Consider the following 13,937-nt stretch of genomic DNA (forward strand, 5'->3'; position numbering starts at 1 on the left):
AGATCAATGACGAGAGCTAAATATGCCACCGTGGCGCGGCAATACGCCGAAGCCGTGGTGGCGAGAGACATTCCGGCCTGCCGCTGGGTGCAGCTCGCGTGCCAAAGGCAACTGGACGATCTGGCGCGCTTCAAGGGTAAAGGCAGTCCATACCGCTTCAATCCGAAACTGACAGACCGCACGGGCAAGACATTCGCTCCGGCGGACAACCTGTGCGCCTTCATTGAGCGGCTGCCGCACGTAAAGGGGCCGCTGGCCGGGATGTCGATCAAACTGGAGCCATGGCAGGTCTTCATCCTGTCTACAGTGTACGGCTGGGTCAAGGCAGACGGGACACGACGCTTCCGTCGCGCCTATATCGAGGTGCCACGCGGCAATGCCAAATCGACGCTGTCGTCGGCAGTTGCGCTGTACATGCTGGCTGCAGATGGAGAAGGTGGCGCAGAGGTGTATTCGCTGGCGACCACCCGCGACCAGGCCCGTATCGTGTTTGGCGATGCGCAGACGATGGCGCGCAAGTCCAGCGGTTTCCGCTCACGCTTTGGCGTTGCCGTTGGCGCACACAACATGCACGTTCTGGCGACAGGTTCCAAGTTCGAGGCGCTGTCGGCGGAAGGCTCGACCCTGGATGGATTGAACATCCACTTCGGCTGCGTCGACGAACTGCACGCGCACAAGACGCGCACCGTCTACGACGTGGTTGAAACCGGAACCGGCAAGCGCGACAACTCGCTACTGTGGGTGATCACTACCGCTGGCAGCAATCGCGCCGGCATCTGCTACGAGGTGCGCACTTTCGTAACGAAACTGCTGGACCGCGTGTTCGAAGACGACAGTCAGTTCGGCATCATATTCGGACTGGATGACGGCGACGACTGGGCCAGCGAAGCAGCATTGGTAAAAGCCAACCCGAACTGGGGTATCTCGGTACGAGCGGAAATCCTGTTGCCGCTGCAGGCCAAGGCAATGCAATTGCCCAGCGCGGTCAACAATTTCAAGACCAAGCACCTGAACGAATGGGTCAATGCCGATACCGCGTGGATGGACATGCGCGCCTGGGATCGCTGCGCCGACCCGGCACTGAATCTCGACAACTTTGCTGGACAGCCTTGCTGGATCGGACTGGATCTGGCGAGCAAGACCGATATCGCGGCACTGGTGCTGGTATTCGCGCACCCGGATATCGCGGGCGGCTTCGCCGTCTTCGGACGCTATTACCTGCCGGAAGATACTGTCATGGCGACTGGCAACAGCCAGTACCCCGGCTGGATGCGCACCGGACGCCTGACCGTTACTCCCGGCAATGTGATCGACTTCAGCTGGATCGAAGCAGATCTGATTGATGCGGTGTCGCGCTTCGCGATCCAGGCAGTGGCGTTCGATCCGTTTCAGGCGACGCAACTGTCGACCCGCATGATCGCCGAGGGCCTGCCGATGATCGAGGTACGTCCCACCGTGCTCAACTTTTCGGAGCCGATGAAGACGCTCGAAGCGCTGGCGCTGCAAAGGAAGCTGATCCACGATGGCGATCCGGTCCTGACCTGGATGGTGTCCAACGTGGTCGCCCATCTGGATGCCAAGGACAACATCTATCCGCGCAAGGAACGCCCCGAGAACAAGATCGACGGCATTGTTGCGCTGATCATGGCGCTGGCCCGCGCCAGCCTGCCGGGCGCGATCATGGAATCGATCTATGACCAGGGCGTCGGCATTTAACGCGCAAATCTGAATCACCTTTTTCGGCCCGTCCAGGCGTTTGTCTGGTGCGGGCTTTTTTAACTGCACTTCCAACAAGGATCAAGCATGAATGTCATTCTGAATATCACCACCAGTCCGCTCGCCCTGCCGACCGGCATCACCGCCGGACAACTCAGTCTCGCGATCACCGACGTCGCCGGAAAGCCGGTCAACGACGCCAGCGGGAATCCCATCGCCGCTCATGTAGGTACCGAAACGCAGGCGACGTTTGCTAACGTTCCCACCGGCGATTATCTGGCCACTGCCGTCCGTCTGGATACCAGCGGCAATGCCATCGGCACCGCCATTACCCAGCCTTTCACGGTGCCGCATCCGACCGTCGCGACCTACGACGCGCCACAGTCGATCACCGTCACGCTGGCGTAATCGTGTTTCGCCTGCCCGGCAACTGGAGTGAAATCATGAGCAAGTTCAGGTACATCGTGCTGCGCTGGCTTCATAAATTGCCCGGCAGGCGGACTACCCAGGTACCGGCATCGATCACGGCAACAGTCAAATGAGATCTAACCAAAAACTGGCCGCATGGGCCAATGCGCATCTTGATCTCATTGCGTTTCTGGTCGGCTTGGTTGGCTTCGCGTTATTCGTCGCCGGTATTGGCTTCATTTACTGGCCGGCGGCATTGATCGTTGCCGGTGCAGGACTGCTCATGTGGTCGTTCATGGCCGCACGGGCAGTCGCCGCTCGCAACACCAGAGATGCGCAGGACCACTGATGTTCTTTTCCGACATTGTATTTGCCGGCAACGGTAATGTGACCCAGCAAGGCAGTGGTGGCTGGCTGGGCTCAGCCCTTGGTGGCGGCTGGGGCATTCGTGCCGATTCCGGCGCCGTGGTAACGCCCCAGACCGCGCTCGCACTCACTGCCGTTCAGCGAGCCGTGACCATCCTGGCTGAAGCGGTGGCGCAACTGCCGGTGAATTTTTACCAGACCACGCCGGACGATGGCCGCACGCTGGTCAGGGATCATCCTGCCTATGCGTTATTGCGCGTAGCACCGAACGCGTTCCAGACACCGTTCCAGTTCAACGAATTCAAGCAGCTGTCGCTGGGACTGCGCGGCAACGCATTCGCGCTGAAATTCTATGATCGCGGTGGTCGGGTCAACAGTCTCTATCCGCTCAACGCCGACCGCGTACAGGTGATGGTGAGTCCGGTCGACCGCATGCCTTACTACCGGATCCTGCGCATGCCGGACGGCATCGAGGGAATTTTCCCCTTGCGCGACATCCACCATGTGCGCTGGATCTCGGACAACGCCTATACCGGTATCTCGCCGGTATCGCTTCATCGCGACGCCATCGGCGTGGCGCTAAGCACCGAGCGCCATACCGGCAAGATGTTCGGCAACGGCACGCATCTGTCGGGCGTGATCACGCGTCCGGCCACCGCGCCGGCGATCAAGGATCCCGCCGGCATCGAGCGGATCACGACCGAATGGGCCGCGAAATATGCCGGCACGGACAACGCCGGCCGGGTGGCACTGCTGCAGGAAGGCATGGACTTCAAGCCGCTGTCGATGAGCAATGAGGATGCCCAGCTGATCGCAGCGCGCCAGTACGGCGTGCGCGACATCGCCCGCATTTACGGCATCCCGGCGCACATGCTGGGCGACCTCGACCGTGCAACCCACTCGAATATCGAACAGCAATCGCTGGAGTTCGTGATCTACACGCTGATGCCGTGGCTGAAGCGCCATGAGGAGGCAATGGAGCGGGATTTCCTCTCTGATGAAGAACGACTGGGAGGAATGATTATCCAGTTCAGCGTCGCCGGCCTGCTGCGCGGCGACATCACGTCGCGTTACGCGGCCTACGCCCAGGCACGCCAGTGGGGCTGGATGTCGATCAACGACATCCGCCGCATGGAGAACCTGCCGCCGGTTGCCGGCGGCGATATTTACCTGCAGCCGCTGAACATGACCGACGCACGGACGCCGCAACCGGGTATTCCGCCGGCCGGTCAACCTGCGCGCGCCACCGACAAACAGATTGCCGCAATCGAGGCCCTGCTCTCATGAATCGTGCTTATTTGTCCACTTATTCGTCCACTTACTCCCCTATGTATCCGCATCTTATCTCCCAGATTTTTAACCGGGCGCACATGATGACGCCCGAACTGATGGCGCTGGCCGTCGAACTCGCCCGGTCGCACCTGTTTTCCGACGCGTCGGCTGCGACGCTACCGCAGACTGCCATGCAAGGCGCCGGCCCCGATGATGAAGACGATGGGGAAGACGACGACACCGCTTCCGGCATCGCAATGATATCAATTGCCGGTCCGCTGGTGCCGCGCACCGGCAACCTGAAACTGTGCCAGCAGATGACCGCCTATGAATCGGTAGCAGCACAGGTCAATGCGGCGCTGTCCGATCCCGATGTTGCCCACATCGTGTTCGACATCGACAGTCCCGGCGGCGCTGCAACCGGCGCATTTGAGCTGGCTGACCAGATCCGCGCCGCTGGCCAGATCAAACCGACCACCGCGATCGTTCATTTCAGCGCAATGAGCGGCGCCTACCTGCTCGCTGCCGCCTGCAACGACATCAGCGTCAGCCAGTCCAGCGGGGTCGGTTCGATTGGCGTGATCGCGCAGCACATGGATGTCTCGAAGATGAACGAGGCGATGGGCATCAAGATCACTGCAGTGTATTGCGGCGACATGAAGAACAACCTCACACCCAACGAACCGCTCACCGAGGGCTCGCTCCAGCAGTTGACCCAGATGGTGAACAGAAGCTACCAGCAATTCACCGGCGCGGTCGCGCAGTTTCGTGCCATGCCCCAGCAGCAGGTTATCGATACGCAGGCAGCACTTTATTTCGGGCAGGAAGCCGTTGACGCTGGTCTCGCCGACCGTCTGGAAACGCCACAGGAAGCGATTGATCGCATCGCGTCCGGTATCGCAGACACGCGGGCGGTGCAAACGCAGCAGTCCTTCCGCATGCAGATGCAGCGTCAGGCACTGCACCTAAGAGCAAGCGCAATGAATCTGCAGGTTCACATGTAGCCCGCTGACCTGAACACCGGAGCGCCATCAAGTCTTCCGGTTTGACGGTTTCCATTTACCCGATTTCGCCATGACCGCGTTCGCGTGTCAGGCATTCCCAACCCGCTCTGGCGCAAGCCCCGGCGGGTTTTTTATTTCCAACGGAGTCCCGATGAGTATCCAGAAACTGAAACGCGAACGCACCCAATTGAACACCCGAGTGCAGGAGCTTGCCGTGCAGGCGCAAACCACGCTATTGTCCGAGGCAGAAACCACTGAATTTTCCGAACTGGAAGCACGGTTCACGGCGCTTTCCGCGCAGATCGATACCCTCGATCGTGCAGAACGCATCGCCATGGCGTCGGCCGTCCCGGTCGACAGCGTCGAAACCGGCAAGCAGGCGCAGGCCGAAGCCACAGCACTGGCCTCCGGCCTGGCAAATCAGGTTGGTTTAGCTGGAAGCGGTCAGTATTTTGCGCGACCAAAGGATCACGTAGCACAAACCGCCCACAACATGAGCGTGTTCTCCGGGATCGTCGCTGCTCTCAAGCATTCTCCCGGCAATCTGGTCGCGGGCGCAGAGTTTGCGCGCAAGACAATGATGACCAACGGTGTCGGCGATGGCGTCGCCATGGCACTTTCCTCCGTGAACGCCTCGGGCGGCGCGGTGCTGATCCCGTCAGTGCTGGCGCAAACTGTGATCGAGCGTCTCGTCCCGAACGCCGTCGTGCGCGGCATGGGGCCGCTGTCGCTGCCGCTCAACAATGGCAACCTGACCATGCCTCGTCTTGCTGGCGGCGCGGTGGCCGGTTACATCGGACGCGACGCCGATGCCCCAGTGTCGCAACAGAGCTTCGACGATGTGCAACTGGTCGCCAAGAAACTGGCCTGCCTGGTGCCAATTGGCAATGACCTGATCCGCTTTGCCGGCATCGATACCCGTGTCGATGCGCTGATTGTCGAGGACACCGCATTTTCCATGGCCAACGCCGAAGACGTGGCCTTCATTCGCGGCGACGGCACCAACAGCACGCCGAAGGGCTTGCGCAACTGGTGCCTCGCGCAGAACGTGCTCAAGGCAACGCCGACTGCAGCACTTACCGGACAGGAACTGGTGCAAGCCATCATGCTTGATGCCGGACGCTGCGTGCTGGCGCTGCGCCGCGCCAATATCCGCCTGCGCAAGCCGGGTTGGCTGATGCATCCGGATAGCATGCAGTTCCTCGGTGATTTGTTGACCACGACCGGCAACAAGGTGTTTCCTGAAATTGCCGATGGCATGTTCCGTGGCTTCCCGATCGGCATCACGACTGAGATCCCGACCAATCTGTCCTCGTCCGGGGCCACCGGCAACGGCAGTGAACTGTACTTCGTCGATTTCGCCGAAATGGTGATCGGCGAATCGATGAATCTGTCCGTTGCGATCTCGATGGACGCCACCTATACGGATCCGGCAACCGGCAATCCGGTGTCCGCGTTCCAGCGCGACCTGACGCTGATCCGCATCATCACCGAGAACGACTTCGGGCCACGACATGCCGAGGCAATTGCCGTCCTGGATGGCGTGACCTGGTACCGCTAATCACCCTTCCATGCGCGGACTTCCCAGGCCCGCGCATTCGCTCATTCAGAAGACTGGCCCATGAAATCCATCAAATTCAAGAGACACTACCGCTGCTATAACCCCGGTGAGACCGCACATTTCAGCATCGACATTGCAGACAAGCTGATCACGGCGGGTGTCGCCGATGAGGTGTCTGCGACTGCCAATATCGCATCGGGAGCGGACGAAGAGCAGTCCGGCAAGGTGATCCGGAAAGCGCAACCAAAGGCAGCCAATGCTCAACCGGACTGACATCCCGGTTCCGGCGCTCACGCTCGACGACGCCAGGCTGCAGGTTCGCCTGACCGCCGACGAGCATGAATACGATGCGGACCTGACGGCACTGATCAACGACGTGCAGTCGATGGCCGAATCGGAATTGCGCTGCGGCCTGACCGACACCAGCTATCGTGAAACCCTGTCGGGATTCCCGACTTCGCGTTGGTATCTGAATCGCGGCCGTGTAAAGTCGATCGCGTCGATCCAGTATTTCGACACTGCCAACTTCCTGCAGACGCTCACCGCTTACACGTTGGCGGAATCGTGCGGACTCGCAATCATCTCTCCGGGAGCTGGAATCGATAAATTTCCTGACGTCACCACGCGCCCCGATGCGGTCACCGTTGAATACCTCTCGGGGTTTGGCAAGCCGTCCGATGTTCCGGACAGTATCAAGCGCTGGATGAAGCTGCAGATCGGCAACTGGTTCGCCAACCGCGACGCGGCAAGCGAGGTATCAAGCAAGCATGCGCTGGTTACAAACCCGTTCCTCGACGGCCTGATCGCGGAATATCGCGTGCGGACCTATGTATGACCCTGCAGTCCGGAAGTCTCAATCGGCTGGTGACCATACAACGCAAATCCGGCGACAAGGATGGCCTCGGCCAGTCCGCTCCCGTTTGGGTCGACTTTGCGCTGGTGTGGGCGAATATCCGCATGCTCTCCGGCAAGGAGTACATGGCCGGACAGGTTGAGGTGAGCAAGGCGATTGCCAGCATCCGCATCCGGTACCGCGAGGATGTTACTGCGGCCATGCGCGTGGTGTATCGCGGCGCAACCTACAACATCGCCGCGGTACTGCCCGACACGCAGGGCCGCGAGTATGTGGATCTGGCGGTTGCGATTGGAGCCAATCGTGGCTGACGCTGCGCAGGTTACCGGGCTGGACGATTTTGCCGCGAGCGTCGACGCCCTGCATAACGCATTGCGTGCTGCGTTACCGGACATTGTCGTGGACGGCGCAGCAATCATCGAAGCAGAAATCCGGGCGCGGGCGCCAGTGCGGACCGGCAACCTTGCCAGTGCGATCGACACCATCGAGACCCATGGCATCGACACTGCCTCGGCGATCGTGCAGATCGACGACAGCGCGCAAGGCCAGCAGGAGCACTACGCGATATTTGAGGAATTCGGCACGTCAAAGCAACCGGCGCGGCCTTTCTTCCGTCCTGGCGTCCAGGCGGCAGCACCCCGGGCGCAGGAAATGATGGTCGAGCGTATCGCATCCATTATCGGGGATGCCCAGTGAGCGTCGAAGCGGCAATCTTCCAGACGCTGAGCGCCTGGCCGGCGCTCGTCGGCGTCGTGATCAGTGCGGATCGCGTGGAGGAAACCGATGCGCCGCCGTATGTCATTTTTCAGAAGATTACCGGCATGCGTGTCCATTCCCTGCAAGGAGATAGTGGCCTCGCCAATCCGCATTTCCAGATCGACGTGTATGCAGAAACACGGGCCATCGCCATCGTGCTGCGCGACGAGGTCAGGAAAGCGATGCTGTCAAATCCTGATCTTGGCGCGGTTCACATCGCGGAAGGCGCCGCATACGAAGTCGACACCAAGCTGTTCCGCGAGCGCACCGATTTTTCGCTCTGGTTTTACGACTGAACATTCCATTTTCTACCGATGGCCGCCTGCGGGCGGCCTTTTCATTTTAGGAGCCATTTATGACCAATGCCATCCGCAGTCAGGGCACCCGGCTGCAACACGGTACGGGGGCCGGCCCGGTCGTCTTCGCCGACATTGAGGAATGCACCGATATACAGCTCGGCGGCGTCAGTGTCGCCGTGGTGGATGTCACACACCTGCTGTCCGACGGCAAGGAATCGGTACCGGGCCTGCTCGACCCCGGCACGATTACGCTGACCTGCAACTACACGGGCGGGGCGGTGCAGAAGGCGCTGTACGCCGACGTACTGGCGGGACGGACATCTCCCTACCAGCTGATACTCGGTGGCTCGGCGACACCGATCACGATCAGCTTCAACGCCTACGTCACCAAGTACGACGGACCGACCGCAAAGGTGGATGGCAAGCTGGATCTCGCCATCAGCCTGAAGATCACAGGCGTAACCACCACCGTATGAATTTGATAGACAAGCTGAGGAAACATGACAAACAGATTTGATAAAGCCGCATTGCTGGCTGCGCTGCAACCAAAAATCACCACGCTGGACATCGACGGCTTCGGTGAAGTGGGCATCATGCAATTAAGCGTCACCGAAGTGGAAGGTCTGCGCTCGGCGCTCAAACAGGATGACAGGACAGATCAGTTTGGTCTCTCCATGGTCATGCTTTCGGTGGTGGACAGCGACCGGCAACGGGTCTTCACGGACGACGATCTATCGGCACTAAAATCTGCCAGCAACGCTGTCATGGATGTGCTGGTTGGCAAGACGCTGGAAGTGAACGGGTTCAAGAAGGTCACCGACACAAAAAACTAAGAGACAGCCCGGATCGCCGCTTCCGATGCAGACTGGCGATCACTCTTGGCAAGTTGCCGGGCGAAATCGATGCCATGCCTTACGCCGATTACCTCGAATTGCAGGAATTTTATGCCATTGAGCCATGGGGTGTTTCCGTGCAGGATGCGATGCAGGCGCATCTTGCGTCGGTCCTGGCGAATGTGAACCGTGACAGCAGGCAACATCCGGAACCGTACAAACTAAGCGATTTCCTCCTTTACCACGCGCCGCCGCAGGAAGACCATGTCAGCGAACCTGACCATCCACGCGTTCAGGGCTTGACAGCACACCAATGGAAGATGTTATTGTTTTTCCAGGCACTACAAGCAAAACAGGAAAGGGAGAAGGCATTTGAGCAAACGAACTAAGGGTTTTTTGATTGCGCTGGCAATTGCCGCAGGCATTGCCGCGATTTTTGGCAATGGCGGTGGCGCATTTTCTGTGAAGCTGGCTCTGCTGGCATTCCTTGTCTGGCTGGGCTGGGGCGCATTTGTGCTGCTCTGGCGGCTTCTCCGTCCGGTACGCAACGTCGTCATGCCTGCCGCCGACGAGACACTCAGAAATGTCGGTTTTGGCAAAATCGCCGATGCCGGTCAACGTTTCAATAGCCAGATCGACAAGGCGACGGTCCAGGAGCCCGGCAACAAGCAGAACCCCTGAAAGAATAGAACCCGTTTCACTCAAGCCGCCCGACGCAAGTCCGGCGGCTTTTTAATTGGACAGACATGGCGCTCGGCAATCTCTCGATCACGGTCAATGCGGATATATCCCGGTTCGTCAGCAACATGGATACGGCTTCGCGCGCCGCACAATCTGGCATGGGAGAATCCACGGCGTCTGTCGAGGAGTTCCAGAGCAGCCTGATGCGCGCCGCAGCAGAAATGGAGCGCGCTGCCAAGGCAATGAGCGGCAACATGGTTGCCGCCAACGATGCAATCATTTCCAGTTCAGAGCAGTCGGCCGAAGCGATACAGAATATCGCCGATACCGCCAACGATGCTGACTTCAAGTCCGTAGGCCAGAAATTTGCCGAAGGCATCGGAACCGGCGTCGGCGTCGGAATTGTGGCCGTCCAAAAGGGCTGGGACGGCTTCACGGCCTGGGCAAAAGCCAAGGCTGTCGTTACCAGTGTCGCCATCGGCGCCATTTTCGCGGCAGTCGGGCTAGGCGCGGTATATACAGCGTATAAGGTCATCAGCGGTTCGCTCGGATTCATCGTAGGCCTGCTCACCGGCGACAGTTACAAGAGCGAGAGCATTGATGCCCTGATTACGGCTAACAACGAAATCAAGGAAATCCAGAATTCTCTCAACCTCACCGCCCAGCAGGCGTCGGCCACCAATGCCGCGATCGCCGCGCTCGGCGTGAACAAATCGGATTACACATCGGTGTTCAACAGCGCTGCCGGCGCGATCCGCACGAATACCGACGAGCTGGACCGGCTCGGCGTCAAATATAAGGACGTCAACGGCAACCTGTTGCCATTGACGGACACCATCCAGAATGCAAATGCGGTTCTCAATGAATATACGTCCGGATGGGATCGCAACCAGGCAGCCTCCGCTCTCGGACTTGGGACCGCCGCCCAGGTCGCCGCCGCTGCGACCGTCACCAAGGAAGCGATGGGTGCGGCTGCCGCGCGCCTGAACGACTATAACCTTGGCATCGGCGCCGAATCGCAGGCAGCGGTCAAGCGCTATGAAGACGCGATGCGCGACTTCAACCGCGAGACCCAACTGACATCGGATGGATTCAAGCGTGCCTGGGCCGACAATATCATGCCAATCCTGACGGATTTTGCGGAGTTTTTCCGCGACGGCTTTCCGTTCGCAGTGAATACCTTCCGCTACAGCATCGCAACCATCACCTCGCTCTTCTACGGACTCAAGACCGTGGTCTACATCGTGGCGGAATCGATCGTCGGCAGCATCTCGGCGATTGGCTCCGGCCTGGGAGGTGTTGCAGATGCGGGAGTCAAGGTGCTCAAAGGTGACTTTACCGGCGCGAAGGATGCGCTGATTGCTGGCTGGACCGACGCAAAGGGTCGGCTGGGCGAGATCGGCGACAACATCGTCGCACAGGCCAGGCACAACTCGGACGCAATGAAGCAGGCATGGGCGCTGGACGATCGTAACGAATCCGGTGTGGCTGCCGCCAAGGGCAAGACATGGGTGCCGAAGCCCAAGGATAAGCCGGACGGCCCGGCCGATGATCCGGCCAAGACCATACTCGAAGGCTATCTGAAGGCAGAGGACGCCCTGATCGCCGCCGAGAAAAAGAGCATGGAAACCCGGCAGGGTTTCCTCAAGCAGTCGTATGACAGCGAATACATCAATGCCCGCACCTACTACGACGAAAAGCGCAAGCTCATTGCCGATAACTATGCAGCGACGCTGGCCGACTACGACAAGGAAGTCGCCGCCGTCAACAAGTACAAGGCGGCGCTCAGCACAGACACCGACAAGGTAAAAATCGCCGCTGCCGACGTCAAGCTGATCGAGATTGCCGCCAAGCGCGCCGCAGCGGAAGCCGAGGCCAGCGCGGCCATGGTCAAAACCAGTTCCGAACAACTCAAGATCTATTCCGATTTCGACCGCGCCACCATCGAATGGACGCGCAACCAGGAATTGTCGAACGCCCAGCAGCAGTTCGCGATCGACCTGATGGGCAAGAGCACGCTCGACATCGCCAAGCTGACCGCCGCGCGCAAGATCGACCTGGAAGTGCAGGAGCGGATCCGTCAACTGCGGCTGAAGGATCCCAATGCAGATGTTTCCGGTGCGGTCGCAGCCGGCGCCGTGCAAACCCAGAAAGCAATCGACCTGATCCAGCAGCAAAACGACAAGCAGAAAGATCCGTGGTTCAATGCGCGCGAATCGATCCGCAAGTATGGGGAAGCGGCCAACGATGTCGGCACGCAGATCGGCAACGCGATGGACAATGCCTTCAAGGGCGCCGAGGATGCGTTCGTCAATTTTGTACAGACCGGCAAGCTGTCGTTCAGGAGCCTGGCGACGTCCATCCTTGCCGACATTGAGCGCATCCTGATCAAGAAGGCAATCGCCGGGATCGTTGATATGGCGGTGGGCGGGTTTTCGTCCGGCTTTGGTTCCGGATCAGGCGCGGGCTCTGGCGCTGGATCGGCAGGTTCGTGGGCTGGCGGCGACGGCGGCGGCATGGATGTCATGTCGGCCGCTGGCGGTTATGACATTCCGTCCGGCGTGAACCCGCTGACGCAACTGCACGAAAAGGAAATGGTGCTGCCTGCACCGCAAGCTGACGTGATACGTGGCCTCTCCGGAAAACCGTCCACCGGCAGTGGCGATGTCTCCATCAACATCACGGTAAATGCGCAGACCGGCGACAGCACCACATCGTCGACCGGGAATGCAAAGCAGATGTCACAACTGGGCGCCATGATCGGCGCCAAAGTGCGCGAAGTGATCGTGACCGAGAAACGCTCGGGAGGCTTGCTGGCGACATGACGACATTCACTTTCCCACCGAGCAATGCCAGTCTGACCGAAAAGCCGAGGATCGTGGTGGCAAAGTTCGGCGACGGCTACGAACAGCGCACCGCCTTCGGCCTGCACACCAATCCGCAATCATGGTCGCTCACCTTCGCCAACAAGCGCGCTTCCGAGCGCGACGCGATCATGGGTTTTCTGCGGGCAGCGGGAGGCGTTGCCGCATTCGACTGGCAGCCGCCAGGCGAAACAGCCAGCTCCCGCTTCAAGTGCGCCGACTACGCGGCGCAGATCAACACCGACAAGCTGTGGACGATCACCGCCACGTTTGAGCAGGATTTCGGAAATTAATTGTATGAATTGTGACTTGGTCGAACATGATGCGTCAGAATTTGGGGTCAGCCAGGATTTCCTGCAACGTACCTTTCATAACAGCCGCGACCGTCTCGGGGGACATAGCGAGAATTTCCTTCAAGTCAGAGAACGCAGACCTTGCTCCACCGTCTTCAGTCACTAGATCATCGAAGTACGACGCTGTGAGTGCGTATTCGATATCGAGTAGATTGTTGAGCTCACGTTCCGTCGGCAGCGAATCTAGCCCACCCTCGATCGCCCAGTCGAGAGCATGTCGGGTGAGCAAGACCGTGTACCGGAACGTCATCGGCTGATACGAAAGAAATTTATAAGCGGCTGCGGGAGCTATTACTTTGGGGGGAATGTGATTTAGAACGAATTGTTCAGCTTGGGCAGCAATCAACGCAAGCCTGTACTGGGGATAGCTATGGTTCCTCAATGCCTTGATTACCTCTTTTTTTAGTCCCTTTTTGAATAAATGTACCAACTCAATCACCCGCGCCTTGGCCGAGTCTGCATTGAGGTCAGCCGTCTGCCAGTGTGTAAATGCCTGTGGAAAGTTGGCGCGGATCAATTCCATCGACATCGCGGGCCTGCCAGATGACAGCTCTTTGATCAAAGACCGTACGAACGAAGTGAATTCGTCGGTGATCAGATCTTGCACTGTTGTCGCATTAAGAAAATTACGCTCTCGCTTGAGAGCCTCGCCAATCGACAAGGAGACATAAATGCGATCATTCGCCCCCGCAAACGCGGCTAACGAAGGACGCATAGTCCCCTCCCAGTTCTGGCCCTTGCTCATTTCGAGGAGAGCGACATCTGGAACGATGAATGACGAGTCCGGCTCCGCAGCAATCAATGCCGCAAGCATCGGTTTGCGCATTACGTTCTGATCAATTACATAGCTTTTCATCTGAGAGATTCATCCTGCATTTTCGACTCGAGAGCCAATGCCATGCAGCATACCGCAATAGCAGAATTAGGCAAATTACTCAACAACAATCATACAGTTCTTTGAGCGGCATTTT

At 59.0% G+C, this 13,937-nt stretch carries 18 protein-coding genes; 17 read left to right on the top strand and 1 reads right to left on the bottom strand.

Features of this window, described 5'->3' with window-relative positions:
• The first annotated feature begins 6 nt into the window (after positions 1 to 6).
• From ACO0K3_RS04685 to ACO0K3_RS04765, 17 genes are all read left to right on the top strand, one after another.
• Positions 7 to 1,716: a terminase large subunit gene (locus tag ACO0K3_RS04685; protein WP_422982363.1), complete on the top strand. Its 1,710-nt coding sequence runs from the start codon at positions 7 to 9 to the stop codon at positions 1,714 to 1,716.
• A gap of 87 nt (positions 1,717 to 1,803) precedes the next feature.
• Positions 1,804 to 2,124, top strand: coding sequence for a hypothetical protein (locus ACO0K3_RS04690; RefSeq protein WP_422982365.1), 321 nt, complete (start codon positions 1,804 to 1,806; stop codon positions 2,122 to 2,124).
• A gap of 130 nt (positions 2,125 to 2,254) precedes the next feature.
• Positions 2,255 to 2,473 carry a hypothetical protein gene (locus ACO0K3_RS04695; protein ID WP_422982367.1) on the top strand — a complete coding sequence of 73 codons (219 nt, stop codon included), beginning with the start codon at positions 2,255 to 2,257 and terminating at the stop codon, positions 2,471 to 2,473.
• Positions 2,473 to 3,777, top strand: a complete 1,305-nt coding sequence (locus tag ACO0K3_RS04700) for a phage portal protein (RefSeq protein ID WP_422982369.1) — start codon at positions 2,473 to 2,475, stop codon at positions 3,775 to 3,777. Before ACO0K3_RS04695 ends, ACO0K3_RS04700 begins: the two co-directional genes overlap by 1 nt.
• Positions 3,778 to 3,860: 83 nt before the next feature.
• Complete coding sequence (locus ACO0K3_RS04705; protein ID WP_422982371.1) at positions 3,861 to 4,766, top strand: S49 family peptidase; 906 nt, start codon at positions 3,861 to 3,863, stop codon at positions 4,764 to 4,766.
• Between the two features lie 151 nt (positions 4,767 to 4,917).
• Positions 4,918 to 6,327 (top strand): phage major capsid protein, encoded by a 1,410-nt coding sequence (locus ACO0K3_RS04710; RefSeq protein ID WP_422982373.1) that lies wholly within the window; start codon positions 4,918 to 4,920, stop codon positions 6,325 to 6,327.
• 60 nt (positions 6,328 to 6,387) lie between these two features.
• On the top strand, positions 6,388 to 6,600 hold the full coding sequence (locus ACO0K3_RS04715; RefSeq protein WP_422982375.1) for a hypothetical protein: 213 nt from the start codon (positions 6,388 to 6,390) through the stop codon (positions 6,598 to 6,600).
• Entirely contained in the window at positions 6,584 to 7,162 is a 579-nt protein-coding gene (locus tag ACO0K3_RS04720) for a head-tail connector protein (protein ID WP_422982377.1), read from the top strand. Before ACO0K3_RS04715 ends, ACO0K3_RS04720 begins: the two co-directional genes overlap by 17 nt.
• Positions 7,159 to 7,491: a phage head closure protein gene (locus ACO0K3_RS04725; protein WP_422982379.1), complete on the top strand. Its 333-nt coding sequence runs from the start codon at positions 7,159 to 7,161 to the stop codon at positions 7,489 to 7,491. The genes ACO0K3_RS04720 and ACO0K3_RS04725 overlap by 4 nt, the downstream gene beginning before the upstream one ends.
• Positions 7,484 to 7,876 (top strand): HK97-gp10 family putative phage morphogenesis protein, encoded by a 393-nt coding sequence (locus ACO0K3_RS04730; protein WP_422982381.1) that lies wholly within the window; start codon positions 7,484 to 7,486, stop codon positions 7,874 to 7,876. Before ACO0K3_RS04725 ends, ACO0K3_RS04730 begins: the two co-directional genes overlap by 8 nt.
• Entirely contained in the window at positions 7,873 to 8,232 is a 360-nt protein-coding gene (gene gp17, locus ACO0K3_RS04735) for a tail completion protein gp17 (protein WP_422982383.1), read from the top strand. The genes ACO0K3_RS04730 and gp17 overlap by 4 nt, the downstream gene beginning before the upstream one ends.
• 59 nt (positions 8,233 to 8,291) lie before the next feature.
• A complete protein-coding gene (locus ACO0K3_RS04740; protein ID WP_422982385.1) occupies positions 8,292 to 8,711 on the top strand; it encodes a hypothetical protein in 420 nt (139 codons plus the stop codon).
• Between the two features lie 24 nt (positions 8,712 to 8,735).
• Entirely contained in the window at positions 8,736 to 9,068 is a 333-nt protein-coding gene (locus tag ACO0K3_RS04745) for a hypothetical protein (RefSeq protein WP_422982387.1), read from the top strand.
• A 74-nt stretch (positions 9,069 to 9,142) separates the two neighbouring features.
• The gene (locus ACO0K3_RS04750; RefSeq protein WP_422982389.1) at positions 9,143 to 9,457 is read left to right on the top strand and encodes a phage tail assembly protein T; all 315 of its coding nucleotides are present in this window, start codon (positions 9,143 to 9,145) and stop codon (positions 9,455 to 9,457) included.
• On the top strand, positions 9,441 to 9,749 hold the full coding sequence (locus tag ACO0K3_RS04755; RefSeq protein ID WP_422982391.1) for a hypothetical protein: 309 nt from the start codon (positions 9,441 to 9,443) through the stop codon (positions 9,747 to 9,749). The genes ACO0K3_RS04750 and ACO0K3_RS04755 overlap by 17 nt, the downstream gene beginning before the upstream one ends.
• A gap of 65 nt (positions 9,750 to 9,814) precedes the next feature.
• A complete protein-coding gene (locus ACO0K3_RS04760) occupies positions 9,815 to 12,574 on the top strand; it encodes a phage tail tape measure C-terminal domain-containing protein (RefSeq protein WP_422982393.1) in 2,760 nt (919 codons plus the stop codon).
• Complete coding sequence (locus ACO0K3_RS04765; protein WP_422982395.1) at positions 12,571 to 12,906, top strand: phage tail protein; 336 nt, start codon at positions 12,571 to 12,573, stop codon at positions 12,904 to 12,906. The genes ACO0K3_RS04760 and ACO0K3_RS04765 overlap by 4 nt, the downstream gene beginning before the upstream one ends.
• Positions 12,907 to 12,940: 34 nt before the next feature.
• Here the strand turns inward: ACO0K3_RS04765 and ACO0K3_RS04770 are convergent, their stop codons facing one another.
• The gene (locus ACO0K3_RS04770; RefSeq protein ID WP_422982397.1) at positions 12,941 to 13,822 is read right to left on the bottom strand and encodes a hypothetical protein; all 882 of its coding nucleotides are present in this window, start codon (positions 13,820 to 13,822) and stop codon (positions 12,941 to 12,943) included.
• Positions 13,823 to 13,937: the final 115 nt, after the last annotated feature.

Origin of the sequence: Undibacterium sp. Rencai35W, assembly GCF_049340185.1 — a bacterium.
Lineage (GTDB): Bacteria > Pseudomonadota > Gammaproteobacteria > Burkholderiales > Burkholderiaceae_D > Undibacterium.